We start from the raw sequence: 15,205 nt of genomic DNA, 5'->3' as shown, positions 1-15,205 counted from the left end.
GCCCGCCCCATGTCCGAGACACAGCAAAACGCACCGCAAACCCCGATGGCCGTTACCCTGACCGTCGTTTCCATCGTGATGTTCACCTTTATCGGCTACCTGAACATTGGCATTCCCCTCGCCGTTCTGCCCGGCTATGTCCACAGTGATCTGGGCTTCGGTGCAGTCATCGCCGGGCTGGTCATCAGCGTGCAATACCTGGCCACGCTGATCAGTCGGCCTTGGTCGAGTCGCATCATCGACAATCTGGGCAGCAAGAAAGCTGTGCAGATCGGACTGACCGGTTGCGGGCTGAGCGGTGTGTTCATGCTGGTGCCGGTGTGGCTGGACAGTTGGCCGATGGCAAGTCTGGTGATCCTGCTGATTGGCCGGGTGATCCTCGGTGCCGCGGAAAGCCTGGTCGGTTCTGGCTCGATTGGCTGGGGTATCGGCCGGGTCGGAGCGCAAAACACCGCCAAGGTCATTTCCTGGAATGGCATCGCCAGCTACGGCGCGCTGGCCATCGGTGCGCCTCTGGGCGTGTGGATGGTCAACGAACTCGGCCTGTGGACAGTGGGCGTGAGCATCATGCTGCTGTGTGCGCTGGGGCTATACCTGACATGGCATAAAGAGCCCGCGCCGATTGTGCAAGGTGAGCGACTGCCGTTCATGCATGTGCTGGGGCGAGTGTTTCCGCATGGCATGGGCCTGGCGTTGGGCGGTATCGGTTTCGGCACTATCGCGACGTTCATCACCCTGTATTACGCGAGCAACCACTGGCCGAATGCCGCACTGTGCCTGACGCTGTTCGGGGGCAGTTTCATCGCCGCGCGCCTGCTGTTCGGCAGCCTGATCAATCGCCTGGGCGGCTTTCGAGTCGCGATTGTCTGTATGTCGGTGGAAAGCCTGGGGCTCTTACTGCTGTGGCTGGCGCCCAATCCTGACCTGGCACTGGCAGGCGCGGCGCTGACCGGCTTCGGATTCTCACTGGTGTTCCCGGCGCTGGGCGTGGAAGCGGTCAATCTGGTCCCGGCGTCAAGCCGAGGTGCGGCAGTGGGCGCCTACTCGCTGTTCATAGACCTGTCGCTGGGCATCACCGGCCCACTGGCAGGCGCGATTGCCGCCGGCTTCGGCTTCGTCTCGATCTTCCTGTTCGCGGCACTGGCGTCACTCACCGGGCTGGGACTGAGCGTCTACCTGTACAAGCAGGCGCAGGTGCTGCGCCAGTGATGCCCACCACGCTCCAGCGTGGGAACGCCGCTCTGGACGCTCTGCGTCCGATCTCGGGTGTGCGGTGCGGCGCGGATTTGTGACGCATAGCGTCACCCAAGGCATTCCCACGCTGGAGCGTGAGGAACGATAACCTCAACTATCGTACGACGCTCCGCAGGTCATCGTTCCCACGCTCAAGCGTGAGGAACGATAGTCTTAACTTACGCTCAGAAATCCACCTTCCCGCGTCCGGCCTTGATCGAGCCGCGCTTGCTCTTGGATTCCAGACGTCGGGTCTTGGAGCCGAGGGTCGGGCGTGTCGGGCGGCGTTTCTTTTCGACCTTGGCCGCGTTGACGATCAGCTCACTCAGGCGCAGCAACGCATCGGCACGGTTCTGCTCCTGGGTCCGATACTGCTGAGCCTTGAGCACGATCACGCCGTCGCTGGTAATCCGGCTGTCACTCAACGCCAGCAGCCGTTCCTTGTAAAACGGCGGCAGCGACGAGGCGTTGATGTCGAAACGCAAATGCACGGCGCTGGAGACCTTGTTGACGTTCTGCCCACCCGCGCCCTGGGCACGGATAGCGGTCAATTCGATCTCTGCATCCGGCAGATGAACGTTGTTGGAAATCACCAGCATCGGGGTCTCTTCTTCTCGGAAACGGGCAAGGCTATTTGCCAGACTGTACAGATAGGACAACGCTATGCCTGTTTTTGGCCCGGTAACAGACCCACATCACCGCCAGCCACACCGGTATCGCGTAGACCGATATGCGGATGCCGGGAATCATCAGCATGATGCCGAGAATAAACACCACAAAGGCCAGGCACACATAGTTGCCATAGGGATACCACAGCGCCTTGAACAGCGGCACCTGTGCGGTCCGGTTCATATGCTGGCGGAATTTCAGGTGCGAGTAGCTGATCATCGCCCAGTTGATCACCAGTGTGGCCACCACCAGCGACATCAACAGTTCCAGCGCCTGCTGCGGCACGAAATAATTGAGCAGGACGGCGACCAGTGTCACCGCGGCAGAGGCGAAGATCGCCTTGACCGGCACGCCGCGTTTGTCGACCTGGGCCAGCGCCCTGGGTGCATCGCCCTGCTCGGCCATGCCCACCAGCATGCGGCTGTTGCAGTAAGTGCCGCTGTTGTAGACCGACAGCGCGGCCGTCAGCACCACGAAGTTGAGGATGTGCGCCGCCGTGTCGCTGCCGAGCATCGAGAACACCTGGACGAACGGACTGCCGCTGTAGGAATCGCCAGACGCATTGAGACTGGCCAGCAGGCTGTCCCAGGGTGTCAGCGACAACAGCACCACCAGCGCGCCGATGTAGAAAATCAGGATGCGGTAGATGACCTGGTTGATCGCCTTGGGGATCACGGTTTTTGGCTGCTCGGCTTCGGCAGCGGTGAAACCGAGCATCTCCAGGCCGCCGAACGAGAACATGATGATTGCCAGCGCCATCACCAAACCGCTGACACCGTTGGGAAAGAATCCGCCATGCTCCCAGAGGTTGCTCACCGAGGCCTGCGGGCCACCGCTGCCACTGACCAGCATGTAACTGCCCAGCGCAATCATGCCGATGATCGCCACCACCTTGATGATCGCGAACCAGAACTCGGTTTCGCCGAACACCTTGACGTTGGTCAGGTTGATGGCATTGATCAGCACGAAGAAGGCCGCTGCAGATACCCAGCCAGGGATGTCCGGCAACCAGTAATGGATGTATTTGCCGACGGCGGTCAGTTCGGACATGCCGACCAGGATGTACAGCAGCCAGCAATTCCAGCCCGACAGGAACCCGGCGAAACCGCCCCAGTAGTTGTGGGCGAAATGGCTGAACGATCCGGCGACCGGCTCTTCGACAATCATCTCGCCCAACTGGCGCATGATCATGAAGGCGATGAAGCCACAGATGGCGTAACCGAGAATCATCGACGGCCCGGCTGATTTCAGCACGCCCGCCGAACCGAGAAACAGGCCCGTCCCGATGGCACCGCCCAGGGCGATCAGCTGGATGTGTCGATTCTTCAGGCCACGTTTCAGTTCGCCCGAGGGTGAGGTTGTTTCACTCATTCAATAGCCACCTGATCGATCTTGTTCTGTGACGGAATAGAACCTGCTGCGCTCGTGGCACAACAGAATTGCAGCGCCCAAGGCGGATGGCCCGGAGCGTTGAACAGCACTGTTTCACAGAAAAAAGCGCAGCATTGTACACGTGCATCCCGGCTGAGGTTTAAAACAGGAAGGTCGATGCGCAACGGCAGTGTGACAGCGCTTTTCAGATCGCCGAAAACGACAACGCCAGCCCTGTGGGCTGGCGTTGCCATTCATTCACACCGCTCAATCACTCAGGCTTGCGACGACCGAAGCCCGGACGCTGACCTGAACCTGCCGGTGGACCACGACGCTTGCCTGAAGGCGCATCATCGTTGACCAGCTTGATGCCGACACGCTTGGGGCCCGGCTTGGCCGGACGCTTGTTCATGTCGCTAGGACGCTCGGCAACCGGTGTGCCACGGCTGTTGTCGGCCGGACGCGGCGCGCGTGAACCGGGCTTGCCCGAATCCTTGCGCGGCGAAGGACGCTGAGTCGAATCGCCACCGCGCGGACGATCACGCTCGCTACCGGTGATCTGCGGCTGACGCGGTGCGCGCTCGCCGCCGGTCGCTGGAGCACCAGCGGCAGGACGGAGTGTACGGACAACGCGCTCGCCCTTGCCCAACGGACGGGACGATTGACGCTGCAGACGCTCCATCTTGTCCTTGGTCTTGGCATTCATCTGCGGCTGGGCCACAGGTTGCAGACCGACTTCGGCGGCCAGAATGTCGACTTCGTACTGGCTCATTTCGCGCCAGCGGCCCATCGGCAAGTCGGAGTTGAGGAACACCGGCCCATAACGCACGCGCTTCAGGCGGCTGACCACCAGCCCCTGGGATTCCCAGAGACGACGCACTTCGCGGTTACGGCCTTCCATCACCACGCAGTGATACCAGTGGTTGAAACCTTCGCCGCCCGGCGCCTGCTGGATATCGGTGAAGCGCGCAGGACCGTCTTCGAGAATCACACCGTTCTTGAGGCGCAGCAGCATGTCGTCATCGACTTCGCCACGCACGCGAACCGCGTATTCACGGTCCATTTCAAACGACGGGTGCATCAGGCGGTTGGCGAGTTCACCGTCGGTGGTGAACATCAGCAGGCCGGTGGTGTTGATGTCGAGACGACCGATGTTGATCCAGCGGCCTTCTTTCGGGCGCGGCAGACGATCGAACACGGTCGGACGGCCTTCAGGGTCGTCACGAGTGCAGATTTCGCCATCGGGCTTGTTGTACATGATCACGCGACGGACCGTTTCGGCCGCTTCTTCGCGCTTGATGACGCGACCATCGACACTGATGGCGTCATGCAGGTCGACGCGTTGACCAAGGGTCGCGTCCTTGCCGTTGACCTTGATACGGCCTTGGGTAATCCAGGCTTCTACGTCACGGCGTGAACCCACACCAATGCGCGCCAGAACCTTCTGCAGCTTTTCGCCTGCGGGTCCGATTTCCTGGCTGTCCTGCTTGTCTTTTTCACTCATCTGGGCACCTCCCGGTGTGTCGAATCAGGGCTGGCCGAGAACCGGCAAGACCTGTGCCCGGCGCGCTGTGGATAGCGGCAAGGCGAAATACTTGAAAGCCCGGGCGACACTTGATCGCCGAGGGTCGGCCATCATACGCCCCTGCGCCGGTTTGCGCATCCGGCGTCAACGGCAAATACCCGGATCACTTCTTCTTTTTGCGACCGGCGGTCTTGAGCTTCGCCAGCCGCTTGGCAGACTCCTCAAGCACCGTACGCTTGTCGTCCTTGTCGAGTTTCTTCCAGGCCTTGATTTCGCGCTTGCTGCGGCCGCATCCCAGACAAATGTCATCATCGAACTTGCACAGGCTGATGCAAGGGTTCTTGGTCGAACTCATGGGCAGCGAATCTCATGGCGAGTGGTAACAGATGTGACCCTGGGCTGACGTATGAATTCGACCAAAGTGCGCGGAGCGTTGGCACGACAGTTCGGATTGTCGTTCCGCACGCTTCAGCGTGGGAATGCAGTTCTCGACGCTCTGCGTCGTCAAGAGGACGCAGAGCGTCGAGAAAAGCGCTACCACGCAGAGCGTGGGAGCGATAATCAATCAGACCTCATCGTCGCCTTTGCCGTCTTCAGGCTCCGGCTCCGTACGCAACAGGTCGTCGAAATCGGTCTTGAGGCCCTGCTCCATCGAGTCCAGTTCCACCAGCAGACTGCGGAAGCTGGTTTCGTCACGCGGGGCTTCGGGCTCTGCGTCCGGGTCGAGGCTGGCGTCGGCCAGGGCTTGCAGGTGCGCAGGCACCGGCGCTTCTTCGAAATCCAGCACCGGCTCGGTTTCCATCTCGCGCAGGTCGGCCAGCGGCGGCAGTTCGTCGAGGCTTTTGAGGTTGAAGTGGTCGAGAAAACCTTTGGTGGTCGCGAACATGGCCGGTTTGCCGGGTACATCGCGATAGCCCACCACGCGAATCCACTCGCGCTCGAGCAGGGTCTTGACGATGTGGCTGTTGACCGCCACACCGCGCACATCTTCGATCTCGCCCCGCGTGATCGGCTGGCGGTAGGCGATCAGCGCGAGGGTTTCCAGCATGGCCCGGGAGTAACGCTGCGGGCGCTCTTCCCACAAGCGCCCGACCCACGGCGAAAAGCGGTCACGAATCTGCAGGCGATAACCCGACGCCACTTCCTTGAGCTCGAAGGCGCGACCCTCACAAGACTTGCGCAGCACCTCAAGTGCCTTTTTGAACACCGGAGGCTCAGGCCGCTCGCCCTCCTCGAACAACTCATACAGGCGCTCCAGCGTCTGCGGTTTTCCGGAGGCCAGCAGAAATGCTTCAAGCAGCGGGGCCAGTTCGCGAGGTTCGTTGAGGTTCATGAATGTGTTTTAGCTCTACTCGGCTCGCGCCCGGACATGGATCGCCGCAAAGGGCTCGTTTTGGACCAGCTCGACAAGTGATTCCTTGACCAGCTCAAGCACCGCCATAAACGTCACGACCACACCCAGACGCCCTTCTTCGGCGGTAAACAGCTCGGCGAACGGCACAAAACCGCCGCCCTTGAGACGTTCCAGTACATCGCTCATACGCTCGCGGGTGGACAGTGCCTCGCGGCTGACCTGGTGGCTTTCGAACATGTCGCCGCGGTGCAGCACCTCGGCCATCGACATCAGCACTTCTTCAAGGCTGACATCCGGCAGCAACTTGCGTGCACGGGCTTCGGGAGCGTCCAGTTTCGGCACGATGACGTCGCGGCCGACCCGGCTCAGGCCATCGATGCCTTCGGCGGCGGCCTTGAAGCGCTCGTATTCCTGCAAGCGGCGAATCAGCTCGGCGCGCGGATCGCCCTCTTCCTCTTCGACTTCCGCCGAACGCGGCAACAGCATGCGCGATTTGATCTCGGCCAGCATGGCGGCCATGACCAGATACTCGGCAGCCAGCTCCAGGCGCACGGTTTTCATCAGCTCGACGTAGCCCATGTACTGCTTGGTGATCTCGGCCACGGGAATATCGAGGATGTCGATGTTCTGTTTGCGGATCAGATAAAGCAGCAGGTCGAGCGGCCCTTCGAACGCTTCGAGAAAAACCTCCAGCGCATCGGGCGGGATGTAGAGGTCCAGCGGCATCTGCGTGACCGCACGCCCGTAGACCAGTGCGAACGGCAGTTCCTGCTGGGCGTCGGCCTGGCTGTCCACTGCCTCGACGGCTGTCATCAGGCGCGTTCACCGAACGGCGTCGGATCACCGCAGCCAACCCGAACGATCTGGGGTTCACCCTCGGCCAGATTAATGACCGTGGACGCCGAAATACCGCCGATCCCGCCATCGATGATCAGGTCGACCTGATGCTCGAGAACCTGACGCATCTCATAGGGGTCGCTGAGCGGCACAGTGTCACCCGGCATGATCAGGCTGACACTCATCAGCGGCTCACCCAGTTGCTCCAGCAGGGCCTGGGCGATGGGATGGCTCGGCACACGCAGGCCGATGGTACGACGCTTGGGGTGCAGCACCAGACGCGGCACCTCGCGGGTGGCGTTGAGAATGAAGGTGTACGGACCTGGCGTGTGTGCCTTCAGAGCACGGAACGCGCCGGTATCGACCTTGGCAAACAGCCCCAGTTGCGACAGGTCGCAACACATCAGGGTGAAGTTGTGCTTGTCGTCCAGCTGACGCAGGCGGCGGATACGCTCGATGGCGCTCTTGTCGCCGATCTGGCAACCCAGTGCATAGGACGAATCTGTCGGGTACACCACCAGCCCGCCGGCCTTGATGATTTCAGCGGCCTGCTTGATCAGGCGCGGCTGCGGGTTTTCCGGATGGACCTGGAAAAATTGACTCACGATTACTTCCTGTTCAGACGGCGGCAGTAGGCTGTTCATGTTTGAATCTGCACCACAAAGGCGGTAGATCTTCAGGCACGGGACGATAAGTGCCGATCTCGCCCCAGGTGCCAGGACCGTGGAAGTCGCTGCCGGCAGAGACCAGCAGTCCGAACTCGCGTGCAAGGATGGCCAGGGTGCCGACCTGATCGGCAGGCTGCATGCCATTGACCACTTCTATGGCGTGCCCGCCGGCCTGGACGAAATCGCCGACCAGTTTACGCCGTTTACTGCGGGTAAAGTCATAATGTGAAGGATGCGCGAGGCTGACCCATGCACCCGACGCCCGCAGGGTGGCAACCGTGTCTTCCAACGTCGGCCAGTGCTGCTTCACATCGCCCAGTTTGCCCGCCCCCAGCCATTTGCGAAATGCCTCGGCGCGGTCCTTGACGAAACCCGAGCGCACCATGAAGTCGGCAAAGTGCGGACGTGCAGGCGCATTACCGCTGTCACCCAGCTCCTGCTGAATCGCGCGAGCGCCTTCCAGCGCGCCAGGCATACCTTTGATCGCCAATTTGCGGCTGATTTCTTCCGCACGCAGCCAGCGTCCCTCATGCAAACGACTGACGGCTTCGGTCAGCGCCGGGGCCTGGGTATCGAATCCGTAACCCAGAATATGAATGGTCGCGCCGCCCCAGGTGCAGGACAGCTCCACCCCGTTGACCAGTTGCATACCCAATGAATGCGCCGCCGTACGGGCTTCTTCAAGCCCTTCAAGGGTGTCGTGGTCGGTCAGCGAAAGGACGCGCACGCCGTTTTCATGAGCACGCGCAACCAGTGCCGTGGGCGAGAGTGCCCCGTCGGAAGCGGTGCTGTGGCAGTGCAGGTCTACATTCATAGTGATGCTTTCGTGTTCATTGATGTTTGTTATTATGCCGCCACATCCTGCTTCTGGCTGCCATTGTGAAACAATTCATCGACTTCATCCCGCTGCTGCTGTTCTTCATCGTTTACAAAACCGAGCCGCGTGCCGTGGATATCCTCGGCAATACCTATATGGTAGGCGGCATTTTCAGTGCAACGGCGATGCTGATCATCAGTTCGGTGGTGGTCTACGGCATTCTCTACGTCAAACAGCGCAAGCTGGAAAAAAGCCAGTGGCTCACGCTGGTAGCGTGCCTGGTGTTCGGCAGCCTGACTCTGGCCTTCCACAGCGAAACCTTCCTGAAATGGAAAGCCCCGGTGGTCAACTGGCTGTTTGCCGTCGCCTTCGCCGGCAGTCATTTCATCGGCGACCGTCCGCTTATCCAGCGCATCATGGGCCATGCATTGACCCTGCCGGCGGCGATCTGGACCCGGCTCAACATCGCCTGGATCATATTCTTCCTGTTCTGTGGCGCGGCCAACCTGTATGTGGCCTTCACTTATCAGGAATTCTGGGTCGACTTCAAAGTATTCGGCAGCCTGGGCATGACCCTGGTCTTCCTGGTCGGCCAGGGTATCTATCTGTCGCGCCACCTGCACGACTCCGCTCCCAATACGACCAAATCCGAGGACTGACATGCTCTACGCAATCATTGCCACCGACGTCGAAAACTCGCTGGAAAAACGCCTCAGCGTTCGTCCGGCACATCTGGAGCGCCTCAACGCGCTCAAGGATGAGGGCCGACTGGTGCTGGCCGGCCCACACCCGGCAGTCGACAGCAACGACCCGGGCGCTGCCGGTTTCAGCGGTAGCCTGATCGTTGCCGAGTTCGAATCGCAGAGCGCCGCCAAGGCCTGGGCCGAAGCCGATCCGTTCGTTGCCGCAGGTGTCTACGCCAACGTCGTGGTCAAGCCGTTCAAGCAAGTCCTGCCGTGATCCCCTCCCCTTTATAGCAACTGCAGGCCCTGCTTTCAGCGAAGCAGGGCCGCGCCGCCGCCTCGCCCTTCATTCATCATTCCCGCCTGCCTGCCGATAACCCGCTCAATGTGCGAATTTACACGGCTCGGTAAAAGGGAGTTCAGATGCGTTCAGCGACGTGGTGTCTGTTGGCGATATTGATGGCAGCGGGTGTGCAGGTAAACGCCGAGACTGTCAGTGAGGGTGGCGCGGTGCAGCCTTTGCATCAGCCCGGTGCCGCCAGCCAGATTGCCGACCTTCAGTTGCGCCTCAAGGACAGCGAGCAGCAGCGCGAAGAATTGACCCGGCAGTTGCAGAACGCCGATCCGGAACGCAACAACGCCTTGCTGACACGTTTGCGTCAGGAGAACCAAAAGCTCAAGTTGCAGCTCAAAGAAGCACTGTCCGCAGCGCCCCCGCGTCTGCTGACCGAGCAGCAACAATGGTTCATCGCAGGCGGTGGCGTTGCGATGTTCGCCCTTCTGTGCGGTATATTGGTCAGCGGTTGGCGTAGGCAACGTCGGCAGTGGCTAAATTGAGTGAGTCATGAGCGAGCTGTTACTAATTGATGATGATCAGGAGCTGTGCGAACTGCTGAGCAGTTGGCTGAGCCAGGAAGGCTTTCAGGTGCGCGCCTGTCACGACGGGACCAGCGCGCGTCAGGCATTGGCCGACGCCGCCCCCGCTGCCGTGGTGCTGGACGTGATGCTGCCCGATGGCAGCGGTCTTGAGCTGCTCAAGCAATTACGCGCAGACCACCCTGACCTGCCGGTGGTGATGCTCTCGGCACGCGGCGAGCCGCTGGACCGCATTCTGGGCCTTGAACTGGGCGCTGACGATTACCTGGCAAAACCCTGCGACCCTCGCGAACTCACCGCCCGCCTGCGCGCCGTACTGCGCCGCAGTCATCCGGTAGCCTCGTCCAGCCAGCTCGAACTGGGTGACCTGACCTTCAGCCCGATGCGCGGCGTGGTCAGTGTCGACGAAAAGGAGCTGACCCTCACCGTGTCCGAAAGCCGCTTGCTGGAAGCATTGATGCGCCAGCCCGGCGAACCGCTGGACAAGCAGGAACTGGCACAGTTGGCGCTGGGCCGCAAACTGACCCTGTACGACCGCAGTCTGGACATGCACGTCAGCAACCTGCGCAAGAAAATCGGCCCGCACTCCGACGGCCGCCCGCGCATCGTCGCCCTGCGCAGCCGCGGCTATTACTACGCGCTTTGAGCCGCTTCACGTGGCAAGCTTCACGCGGCAAGTTGAAAGCACCGCGCTTCTGGCGTGTAGCCGCAAGCTGAAAACTTGCAACGGTCTCCTTACACAAGCTTTACCAAGCGCTGACCGCGCTTGACCTTGATCTCCCTAAACTGGGCTCATCGGCATCGAGCCGCACTAGAGACAAGGAGATACACAATGCGCAAGACCCTGATCGCTTTGATGTTTGCCACTGCCCTGCCGACCATTGCCATGGCCGCACCACCTCCGCCACCTGCCGGTGGCCCGGATGCTGACGGACCTGCCATGCACATGGATCGCGATGACCGCGGCCCAGGCCCACGAATGGATCGCGGCCCTGGCCCGATGGGACCGATGGGTGAGCTGGACCTGACACGTGAACAGCGTCAGCAGATCGAACGTTTGATGCGCGAGCAAAAGCATGAGCGTCGCGAAATCACCCAAAGCTACCTGGAAAAAATGCCTGCTGCCGACCAGAAGGCAATGCACGACGAAATCGAAGCCAAACGCTCCAAGACCGACAGCGAAGTTCGTGCACTGCTGAGGCCTGACCAGCAGAAGCTGTTTGACGAAATCAAGAAGAAAGAAGACGCACGTCGCGCCGAATGGGCCGAGTTCAAGGCCTGGAAAGCGGCAAAAGCAGCAAAGACGCTGTAACCATCAGGCCTCGCGGCCCGATGAGTTGAACACAACCCGGCATGCGCGCGCATGCCGGGCTTTTTTACTGAGACCGAGGAAATCCCGTGCGTTCATTGTTCTGGCGAATCCTGGCCAGCTTCTGGCTGGCCATCGCTCTGGTAGGCGGCCTGTCGGTGCTCATGGGGCATATGCTCAATCAGGATGCATGGATCCTCAGCCGTCACCCGGTGCTCAACTCGTTGCCCGAACAGTGGACGCAACGCTTCGAGGACAAGGGCGCAGATAACGCTCAGGAATTTCTTCAGGACATCAAACGACGCAATCGTATCGACACACAGGTGCTCAGCGACAGCGGCGAGCCCATGGTCCGCGGCACCTTCCCGCCGCGCGCCGCAGCCCTGGAAGCACGGCAGCGGGAAGGCGACGAGCAGGGGCGCAAACTGCCCTGGCGCCGACTGGCCACCGAGTACAGCAGCCCGAAGACCGGCGAAACCTACCTGTTCATCTACCGCGTTCCGCACCCGGAGCTCGACGAGTGGCACCGTCAGAGTCTGATGTGGCCATTGAGCGCGCTGGGCATTGCACTGGTGGTTCTGACCCTGTTCAGCCTGTTCGTGACGCTGTCGATTACCCGACCGCTGAGTCGCCTGCGCGGGGCGGTGCACGATCTGGGGCAAACCAGCTATCAACAACACAGCCTCGGACAACTGGCCAACCGGCGTGACGAATTCGGCGTGCTGGCCAAGGACTTCAACCGCATGGGTGCGCGCCTGCAAAGCCTGATTGGCAGTCAGCGCCAGTTACTGCGCGATGTGTCTCATGAACTGCGCTCACCGCTGGCCCGATTGCGTATCGCCCTGGCGCTGGCTGAACGTGCGGAGCCTGCCGAGCGTGAAAAGCTCTGGCCACGACTGGGCCGTGAATGTGACCGACTGGAGGCGCTGATCAGTGAGATTCTGGCCCTGGCACGCCTCGACGCCGAGCTTCGTGGCCCTGAGCCCATCGACCTCGAAGCGCTGCTGCAGCGTCTGAAGAACGACACACAACTGGACGGTATCGATCAGAATATTCATGTCGAGGTGCAGGACAACCTGCATCTCAAAGGCTGGCCGGACATGATCGAGCGGGCGCTGGACAACCTGCTGCGCAATGCGCTGCGCTTCAATCCCGCCGGGCAGCGCATCGATCTGCAGGCAATTCAGGTCGACAATCACATTCGTCTGAGCGTCCGTGATCACGGCCCGGGCGTTGCCGACGAACATCTGACGCAACTGGGCGAGCCGTTTTACCGCGCTCCCGGCCAGACCACGCCGGGTCACGGCCTGGGGCTGGCGATCGCCAAACGCGCAGCGGAGCGACATGGCGGCAACCTTATGCTGGGCAATCATCCGGAAGGCGGTTTTATCGCCACGCTGGATCTGCCCAGAGAGCCGCTCAGTTCATCGTCGGTATGATCAGCCCTGCCACTCGCTGACAAACCCGCCCACCTCGACTTTCGGCGCTTCGCGCGGCGGGTTCAGGGGGGTGCCCAGGTATAGAAAACCGAGCACTTCTTCGTCGGCTTCAAGGCCGAAGCCCTTGGCCACCTGCGGAGCATAGGACAGCTCACCGGTCCTCCAGACGGCACCGATACCCAGTGCATACGCTGCCAGCAACACACCATGAGCGGCGCATCCGGCAGTGATCCGCTGTTCTGAACGGGGGACTTTGAAGTGGTCCTGCAGGCGCGCGATCACGACCACTACCAAGGGCGCGCGCAATGGGCCAAGACGGGCCTTTTCCAACGCCTGCGGGGTCACTTCAGCGCCACTCCCCTGCAGCGCCTGCGCCAGCATCTCGCCCATACGATCACGGGCAGCGCCTTCGACAGTCAGAAAACGATATGGCTTGAGCTGTCCATGATCCGGCGCGCGCAGTGCGGCACCGAACAGGATTTCCCGCTGCGCAGCGTCCGGGGCCGGGTCGACCAGTCGTGGAACCGATACACGATTGAGCAAAACGTCGAGCGCCTGCATGGACTGTCTCCTTAAAAAGTGATCGAGCATTCTAGAGCCTGTTTAGCGTCAATAACGAGCGCGACGCACAATTCGTTACCTCTGCGCTTGAAGCAGGTCCTCGGCCGCGCCGGTTTACATGCCCTCAAGCGCAGGTAGAATGGCGCCTTTCCTCACACCAGCCAGAGCCTGTCATGTCGTTGCCGACCTTGCGTATCATCGGTTTCATTATCGGCATCTTCCTGATCACCCTGGCTGTCGCCATGATCGTGCCCATGGCCACGCTGGTCATCTACGACCGTTTCGAGGACCTGCGCGAGTTTCTCTGGGCCAGCGCAATCACCTTCATCGCCGGCCTGGCGCTGGTGGTGCCCGGACGTCCCGACAACGTTCAGTTGCGCCCGCGGGACATGTACATGCTGACCGTCTCCAGCTGGATTGTGGTGTGCATTTTCGCCGCCCTGCCCTTTCTGCTTACCCAGCACATCAGTTACACCGACTCGTTCTTCGAGAGCATGTCCGGCATCACGGCCACCGGCTCGACAGTACTCAGCCACCTGGACAGCATGTCTCCGGGCATTCTGATCTGGCGTTCGATGCTGCACTGGCTGGGCGGCATCGGCTTCATCGGTATGGCCGTGGCGATTCTGCCCTTGCTGCGCATCGGCGGCATGCGCCTGTTTCAGACCGAGTCCTCGGACCGCTCGGAAAAGGTCATGCCCCGCTCGCACATGGTGGCCAAGTTCATCGTGCTCGCCTATGTGGGCTTTACCGCGCTGGGCAGCCTGGCCTTCTGGGCGGCGGGCATGAGTCTGTTCGACGCGATCAATCACGCGATGTCGGCGATTTCCACCGGCGGCTTCTCCACCTCCGACCAGTCGCTGGCCAAATGGCCGCAACCGGCGGTGCATTGGGTGGCGATTGTGGTGATGATCCTCGGCAGCCTGCCCTTTACCCTGTATGTCGCGACGCTGCGCGGCAACCGCAAGGCGTTGCTCAAGGATGAACAGGTTCAGGGGCTGATCGGGCTGCTGTTGATCACCTGGCTGGTAATGACCGTCTGGTACGCCAATACCACTGACCTGCCGTGGACCGAGGCGCTGCGCCATGTCGCGCTGAACGTGACCTCGGTGGTGACGACGACGGGTTTTGCACTGGGTGACTACAGCCTGTGGGGCAATTTCTCGCTGATGCTGTTCTTTTATCTGGGCTTTATCGGCGGTTGTTCCGGCTCGACCGCGGGCGGGGTGAAGATCTTCCGCTTTCAGGTGGCCTACATTCTCCTCAAGACCAACCTCAATCAACTGATCCATCCGCGCGCGGTGATGAAGCAGAAATACAACGGCCATCGGCTGGACGACGAAATCGTGCGCTCGATCCTGACTTTTTCGTTTTTCTTCACGATCACTATCTGTCTGATCGCGCTGATGCTGTCGCTGCTCGGGCTGGACTGGATGACCGCACTGACTGGCGCTGCCAGTACAGTATCGGGTGTAGGGCCAGGGTTGGGTGAGGTCATCGGGCCAGCGGGCAATTTCTCTACCTTGCCGGATGCGGCCAAATGGATTCTGTCCGGCGGCATGCTGCTGGGTCGTCTGGAAATCATTACTGTGCTGGTGCTGTGTGTACCGGCATTCTGGCGGCATTGAGGTCTGGCAGCACTCATCGTCGTACACAAGTCTTGAAGAGTCCGGAAAACGGAGATTTTTATCGTCCCCACGCTCCGCGTGGGAATGCAGATCGTGACGCTCTGCGTCACACAACGGTTTTTCTTTGTCAGGTGGATTTGGGTTCGGCTCAGGTCACCTTTTCGCCCCTCGGCGACCTACTTTGATGGGGCCAAAGTAGGCAAAGCCCGCAGCTCCGTTTCCGGCCCGACTTCGT

At 60.9% G+C, this 15,205-nt stretch carries 18 protein-coding genes; 8 read left to right on the top strand and 10 right to left on the bottom strand.

Annotated elements, in window-relative coordinates:
• The first annotated feature begins 9 nt into the window (after positions 1-9).
• Positions 10-1,209 (top strand): MFS transporter, encoded by a 1,200-nt coding sequence (locus tag BLR20_RS12875; RefSeq protein WP_010437497.1) that lies wholly within the window; start codon positions 10-12, stop codon positions 1,207-1,209.
• Positions 1,210-1,418: 209 nt separating this feature from the next.
• Here BLR20_RS12875 and arfB read toward each other — a convergent pair whose 3' ends face one another.
• The 9 genes from arfB to BLR20_RS12820 all read right to left on the bottom strand — a co-directional run bounded on the left by arfB (position 1,419) and on the right by BLR20_RS12820 (position 8,471).
• Complete coding sequence (gene arfB, locus BLR20_RS12865) at positions 1,419-1,832, bottom strand: alternative ribosome rescue aminoacyl-tRNA hydrolase ArfB (RefSeq protein WP_003314723.1); 414 nt, start codon at positions 1,830-1,832, stop codon at positions 1,419-1,421.
• A 31-nt stretch (positions 1,833-1,863) separates the two neighbouring features.
• Positions 1,864-3,273 carry an amino acid permease gene (locus BLR20_RS12860; RefSeq protein ID WP_010436879.1) on the bottom strand — a complete coding sequence of 470 codons (1,410 nt, stop codon included), beginning with the start codon at positions 3,271-3,273 and terminating at the stop codon, positions 1,864-1,866.
• Positions 3,270-3,527 (bottom strand): hypothetical protein, encoded by a 258-nt coding sequence (locus BLR20_RS12855; RefSeq protein WP_235810025.1) that lies wholly within the window; start codon positions 3,525-3,527, stop codon positions 3,270-3,272. Before BLR20_RS12855 ends, BLR20_RS12860 begins: the two co-directional genes overlap by 4 nt.
• Positions 3,528-3,544: 17 nt before the next feature.
• Positions 3,545-4,777: a 23S rRNA pseudouridine(2605) synthase RluB gene (gene rluB, locus BLR20_RS12850; RefSeq protein WP_024648258.1), complete on the bottom strand. Its 1,233-nt coding sequence runs from the start codon at positions 4,775-4,777 to the stop codon at positions 3,545-3,547.
• Positions 4,778-4,961: 184 nt separating this feature from the next.
• Complete coding sequence (locus BLR20_RS12845; RefSeq protein WP_002554453.1) at positions 4,962-5,153, bottom strand: DUF1289 domain-containing protein; 192 nt, start codon at positions 5,151-5,153, stop codon at positions 4,962-4,964.
• Positions 5,154-5,363: 210 nt separating this feature from the next.
• Positions 5,364-6,131: an SMC-Scp complex subunit ScpB gene (gene scpB / locus BLR20_RS12835; RefSeq protein ID WP_004412831.1), complete on the bottom strand. Its 768-nt coding sequence runs from the start codon at positions 6,129-6,131 to the stop codon at positions 5,364-5,366.
• 15 nt (positions 6,132-6,146) lie between these two features.
• On the bottom strand, positions 6,147-6,845 hold the full coding sequence (locus tag BLR20_RS12830) for a segregation and condensation protein A (protein ID WP_170855934.1): 699 nt from the start codon (positions 6,843-6,845) through the stop codon (positions 6,147-6,149).
• Positions 6,846-6,964: 119 nt separating this feature from the next.
• Complete coding sequence (locus BLR20_RS12825) at positions 6,965-7,594, bottom strand: L-threonylcarbamoyladenylate synthase (protein ID WP_025991105.1); 630 nt, start codon at positions 7,592-7,594, stop codon at positions 6,965-6,967.
• 13 nt (positions 7,595-7,607) lie between these two features.
• Entirely contained in the window at positions 7,608-8,471 is an 864-nt protein-coding gene (locus BLR20_RS12820; RefSeq protein WP_054994328.1) for a PHP domain-containing protein, read from the bottom strand.
• Positions 8,472-8,536: 65 nt separating this feature from the next.
• On the opposite strand from BLR20_RS12820, the gene BLR20_RS12815 reads away from it, so the two are divergent.
• From BLR20_RS12815 to BLR20_RS12785, 6 genes are all read left to right on the top strand, one after another.
• Positions 8,537-9,133: a septation protein A gene (locus BLR20_RS12815; protein WP_054994327.1), complete on the top strand. Its 597-nt coding sequence runs from the start codon at positions 8,537-8,539 to the stop codon at positions 9,131-9,133.
• Between the two features lies 1 nt (position 9,134).
• The gene (locus BLR20_RS12810; protein WP_003314712.1) at positions 9,135-9,434 is read left to right on the top strand and encodes a YciI family protein; all 300 of its coding nucleotides are present in this window, start codon (positions 9,135-9,137) and stop codon (positions 9,432-9,434) included.
• Between the two features lie 146 nt (positions 9,435-9,580).
• Complete coding sequence (locus BLR20_RS12805) at positions 9,581-9,994, top strand: SH3 domain-containing protein (protein ID WP_054994326.1); 414 nt, start codon at positions 9,581-9,583, stop codon at positions 9,992-9,994.
• 7 nt (positions 9,995-10,001) lie between these two features.
• Complete coding sequence (locus tag BLR20_RS12800) at positions 10,002-10,679, top strand: response regulator transcription factor (protein ID WP_003424789.1); 678 nt, start codon at positions 10,002-10,004, stop codon at positions 10,677-10,679.
• 186 nt (positions 10,680-10,865) lie between these two features.
• Positions 10,866-11,345 (top strand): hypothetical protein, encoded by a 480-nt coding sequence (locus tag BLR20_RS12795; RefSeq protein WP_010436907.1) that lies wholly within the window; start codon positions 10,866-10,868, stop codon positions 11,343-11,345.
• A gap of 86 nt (positions 11,346-11,431) precedes the next feature.
• Entirely contained in the window at positions 11,432-12,781 is a 1,350-nt protein-coding gene (locus BLR20_RS12785; RefSeq protein WP_032612449.1) for a sensor histidine kinase, read from the top strand.
• Here BLR20_RS12785 and BLR20_RS12780 read toward each other — a convergent pair whose 3' ends face one another.
• Entirely contained in the window at positions 12,782-13,342 is a 561-nt protein-coding gene (locus tag BLR20_RS12780; RefSeq protein WP_054994325.1) for a nitroreductase family protein, read from the bottom strand. It abuts the gene before it with no gap.
• Between the two features lie 173 nt (positions 13,343-13,515).
• Between BLR20_RS12780 and BLR20_RS12775 the strand changes: the two genes are divergently transcribed.
• On the top strand, positions 13,516-14,970 hold the full coding sequence (locus BLR20_RS12775) for a TrkH family potassium uptake protein (protein ID WP_010436914.1): 1,455 nt from the start codon (positions 13,516-13,518) through the stop codon (positions 14,968-14,970).
• Positions 14,971-15,205: the final 235 nt, after the last annotated feature.

The organism is Pseudomonas congelans, from assembly GCF_900103225.1.
GTDB classification, from domain to species: domain Bacteria; phylum Pseudomonadota; class Gammaproteobacteria; order Pseudomonadales; family Pseudomonadaceae; genus Aquipseudomonas; species Aquipseudomonas congelans.
The sequence above is the reverse complement of the archived record's forward strand: the minus strand, read 5'-3'. Positions and strand labels throughout refer to the sequence as shown.